Below are 3,586 nucleotides of genomic sequence, written 5' to 3' on the forward strand. Positions count from 1 at the left end.
CGATCGCGCTGCCGACCGCGTTCGCGTACGCGGCTGCCGCTCACGACGCCGGCGCCGACGCGACGCTCGCCGCGTATGCCTTCGGCTGGGTCGAGAACCAGACGTCCGCCGCGCTGAAGGCCGTGCCGCTCGGCCAGCTCGCCGGACAACGCATCATCGTCGCGCTGCGCGGCGCGATCGACGCGGCCGTACGCCGTGCACTCGCGACGCCGCCCGACGCCGTCAACACGTTCGCGCCACAGCTCGGCATCCTGTCCGCGCGGCACGAAACCCAGTACTCGCGGTTGTTCCGCTCCTGAACCTCATCGCCCGACCATGAACGCACCCGCTCCCTCCTCCATCCGCCGCACGAAGAAACTGCCGCCGCTGCGCGTCGGCATTGGCGGCCCCGTCGGCTCCGGCAAGACCACGCTGCTCGAAATGCTGTGCAAGGCGATGCGCGACCGGTACGACCTCGTCGCGATCACCAACGACATCTATACGAAGGAAGACCAGCGACTGCTGACGGTCGCGGGCGCGCTGCCCGAGGAACGCATCATGGGCGTCGAGACGGGCGGCTGCCCGCACACGGCGATCCGGGAAGATGCGTCGATCAACCTCGAGGCCGTCGACCGGATGCTCGCGCGCTTTCCCGATGCCGACATCGTGTTCATCGAGTCCGGCGGCGACAATCTCGCGGCGACCTTCAGTCCCGAGCTGTCGGACCTGACGATCTACGTGATCGACGTCGCGGGCGGCGAGAAGATCCCGCGCAAGGGCGGCCCGGGCATCACGAAGTCCGACCTGCTCGTGATCAACAAGACCGACCTCGCGCCGCTGGTCGGCGCGAACCTCGACGTGATGGCGTCCGACACGCGGAAAATGCGCGGCGAGCGGCCTTACGTGATGACGAACCTGAAGGCGCTCGACGGCGTCGCGGACGTGATCGCGTTCATCGAGAAAAAGGGCTTGCTGACGGTGTGAGCGGCATGGCGACGGCGCACGTCGCCGCGATGCGTTCGGGGGCGGCCTTGCGCCGCCCTTCGTCTATTCGTCTTCGGAAGCCGCGCTCGACTGGTCCGGCAACGCACGCGCGCCGGCGGCGGCGGCAGGCGGCAGCAGCGCGGCGAGCACGTCGACCGTGCGCGCGGTCGCGCCGCGATGACGCGCCGCGAAGGCCGCGCCGGCCGCACCCATCGCGATGCGCCGCGCCTTGTCGGCGAACAGCGCGTCGAGCACGTGCGCGAGATCGAGCGGATCTTCGACCTGCATCGCCGCCCCTGCCGCGACCGCGTCGGCGGTCGCCTGCGTGAAGTTGAACACGTGCGGCCCGATCAGCACCGGCACGCCGACCGCGCACGCTTCGATCAGGTTCTGCCCGCCGAGCGGCAGCAGGCTGCCGCCGATGAACGCGATGTCGGCCGCCGCGTAGTACGCGCCGAGCTCGCCCATCGAATCGCCGAGCAGCACCGTCACGTCATCCGCCAGCGGTTCGGCGGCCGGCCAGCCCGCCGCGAGCGCAGCCGCATCGGCCGCCCACACCGAGCGCCGCACGCACTTGAGCCCGCTGCGCGCGACGAGCGCCTCGACTTCGGCAAAGCGCTGCGGATGACGCGGCACGAGCACCAGCAGCGCGCCGGGCGTGCGCATTTCCGCGAACGCCTGCAGCACCAGCGCCTCTTCGTTCTCGCGCGTGCTGGCCGCGACCCACACCGGCCGCGCGCCGATCGCGTCGCGCCATGCATGGCCGCGTGCCGCGAGTTCCGGCGGCGTCGTCATGTCGAACTTCAGGTTGCCGAGCACGGTCACGTTGCGCGCGCCGAGCGACGTCAGCCGCTCCGCGTCGGCCGGGCTCTGCGCGAGCACGCGCGAGAAGCCGCCGAACACGTCGCGCGTCGCCGCGCCGAACTTCGCCGCGCGCCGGAACGAACGCGCGGACATCCGCGCATTGGTCAGCACGAGCGGCACGTCCGCACGCCGGCACTCGTCGATCAGCGTCGGCCACACCTCGGTTTCCATCACGAGGCCGAGCGTCGGCCGCCACGCGCGCAGGAAGCGCCGCACCGCGCCCGGCATGTCGTACGGCAGATAGCAGCGCAGCACGCGATCGCCGAAGATCTGTTCGCCCGTCGCACGGCCGCTCGGCGTCATGTGCGTGAGCAGGATGCGCGCATCGGGGCGCGCGCGCATCAGCGCATCGATCAGCGGCTGCGCGGCGCGCGTCTCGCCGACCGACACCGCATGCACCCAGATCAGCGGCGCGCGGTCGTCGCGCGAGCGGCCCGCGACGTGACCGAAGCGCTCGCCGATATGCTCGCGATAGCCGCGCTCCTTGCGCGAGCGCACATAGAGCCGGATCACGGCGGCCGGCGCGACGAGCCACCACAGCGCACGATAGATCGCCCTCAGCATGCGGCCGTCCGGGGGTTGCGTCGAAGCAGGTGCGCGCTCAAACCAGCGCCCTGCCCGTCAGGCGTTCGAGAATGCCGAGCGGCGCGCATTCGCGGCGCACCATCGCGTCGACCGGCAGAAAGAAGGTCTGCTCCAGCATGAACTGGCCGGACATCACAGCGTGAGAAGTCTGATCGGAGAAACATATCCACACGCTGCCCGGCGGAAACGGCATCGTCTGCTGGGGACACGTCTTCTGGTAGTCGAGATCGGCCTTCATCCCGTCGTGCAGGTTCAGCATCAGATGGTCGTACGCGCTGCGCGGCGATTTCGTTACGTGCAGGAGGTTCAGCAGCCACGCCGAGCCCGGCAACTGCGGCCGGATCTTCGGCAGGAAGCGCTTCGCGACTTCCTCGAACGGCTCGCCGACGCGCCACACGCGCGGCACGCCGGCCGGGTTCACGTTCGTGAACACGCGCAGAATCCGCTCGCCGTAGTTCGGCCGCGACGGGAATGCGTCGACGTGCAGGCGGCTGTCGTCCTTGCGCCACGACGTCTGGCGCGTTTCGACCTGCATCAGCCGCAGGCTCGTCGGCGCGACGCGCAGCTTGCCGCGGTATTCGGGGAAAAGGCCATCGACGAGCGTGCCGGCCTGCTGCTGGAAGCGCGCGACGAGCGCGCGCACGGCCGACTGCGTGACGCTGTCGCCGAGCACGCCGGCAAGCGCGCCGCCGTTCGGCGCGAGACTGATGTTCTTGCGTTTCGGATCGGCGAGCGCCGGATCGAGCAGCGCTTCCTCGCCGCCGTCGATCGCGAAGCGCAGATGCGGGAAATACAGCACCTTGCCTTCCTCGACCGCGGCGAGCAACTGCTCGCGCGGCGCCGACAGGTTGTGTCCGCTCCAGTCGGCGGACGGGACTTCGATGATCTGGGATTCGCTCATGATCGGTTCGCGTGTGGACAGCGTTACAGGAGACCGAAGCCCGCGAGCGCCGACTTCACCTGCGCGATCGACGGGGGTTGCCCCGCCGTGCCGAGATTGACGACGTTCGGCGACCAGTAGCCGCCGGTCCGCCAGGCCGTCGCGAAATTGTACAGTTCGACCGTCGGACGCTTCAGCGCGGCCGCGATGTGAACCAGACCTGTATCAACCCCGACCGTCGCGGCCGCGCCGTCGATCAGACCGACCACGGCCGGCAGCGACAGCTTCGGCGGC

The 3,586-nt window shown here is 70.0% G+C and carries 5 protein-coding genes; 2 read left to right on the forward strand and 3 right to left on the reverse strand.

All coding sequences use genetic code 11. The annotated features are described in order from the left end of the window. Together H3O04_RS34530 and ureG are read left to right on the forward strand one after the other, a co-directional pair. A partial coding sequence (locus tag H3O04_RS34530) for an urease accessory protein UreF (RefSeq protein WP_272929917.1) occupies positions 1-299 on the forward strand: 299 nt, incomplete at its 5' end. Between the two features lie 16 nt (positions 300-315). Continuing rightward, positions 316-963, forward strand: coding sequence for an urease accessory protein UreG (gene ureG / locus H3O04_RS34535; protein ID WP_011544769.1), 648 nt, complete (start codon positions 316-318; stop codon positions 961-963). A 63-nt stretch (positions 964-1,026) separates the two neighbouring features. Here ureG and waaA read toward each other — a convergent pair whose 3' ends face one another. From waaA to H3O04_RS34550, 3 genes are all read right to left on the reverse strand, one after another. Continuing rightward, the gene (gene waaA, locus H3O04_RS34540; protein WP_054927463.1) at positions 1,027-2,391 is read right to left on the reverse strand and encodes a lipid IV(A) 3-deoxy-D-manno-octulosonic acid transferase; all 1,365 of its coding nucleotides are present in this window, start codon (positions 2,389-2,391) and stop codon (positions 1,027-1,029) included. 37 nt (positions 2,392-2,428) lie between these two features. Beyond that, the gene (locus H3O04_RS34545) at positions 2,429-3,313 is read right to left on the reverse strand and encodes a Kdo hydroxylase family protein (RefSeq protein ID WP_202589431.1); all 885 of its coding nucleotides are present in this window, start codon (positions 3,311-3,313) and stop codon (positions 2,429-2,431) included. 23 nt (positions 3,314-3,336) lie between these two features. Continuing rightward, the coding region (locus H3O04_RS34550) for a glycosyltransferase family 9 protein (RefSeq protein ID WP_237666539.1) at positions 3,337-3,586 on the reverse strand (250 nt) is incomplete at its 5' end.

It is taken from the genome of Burkholderia sp. KCJ3K979, from assembly GCF_016759955.1.
Classification (GTDB): domain Bacteria; phylum Pseudomonadota; class Gammaproteobacteria; order Burkholderiales; family Burkholderiaceae; genus Burkholderia; species Burkholderia orbicola.

Coding starts and splice junctions, on each gene's coding strand:
- ureG (WP_011544769.1), top strand. CDS start 316: ATGAACGCACCCGCTCCCTCCTCCATCCGCCGCACGAAGAAACTGCCG.
- waaA (WP_054927463.1), bottom strand. CDS start 2,391: ATGCTGAGGGCGATCTATCGTGCGCTGTGGTGGCTCGTCGCGCCGGCC.
- H3O04_RS34545 (WP_202589431.1), bottom strand. CDS start 3,313: ATGAGCGAATCCCAGATCATCGAAGTCCCGTCCGCCGACTGGAGCGGA.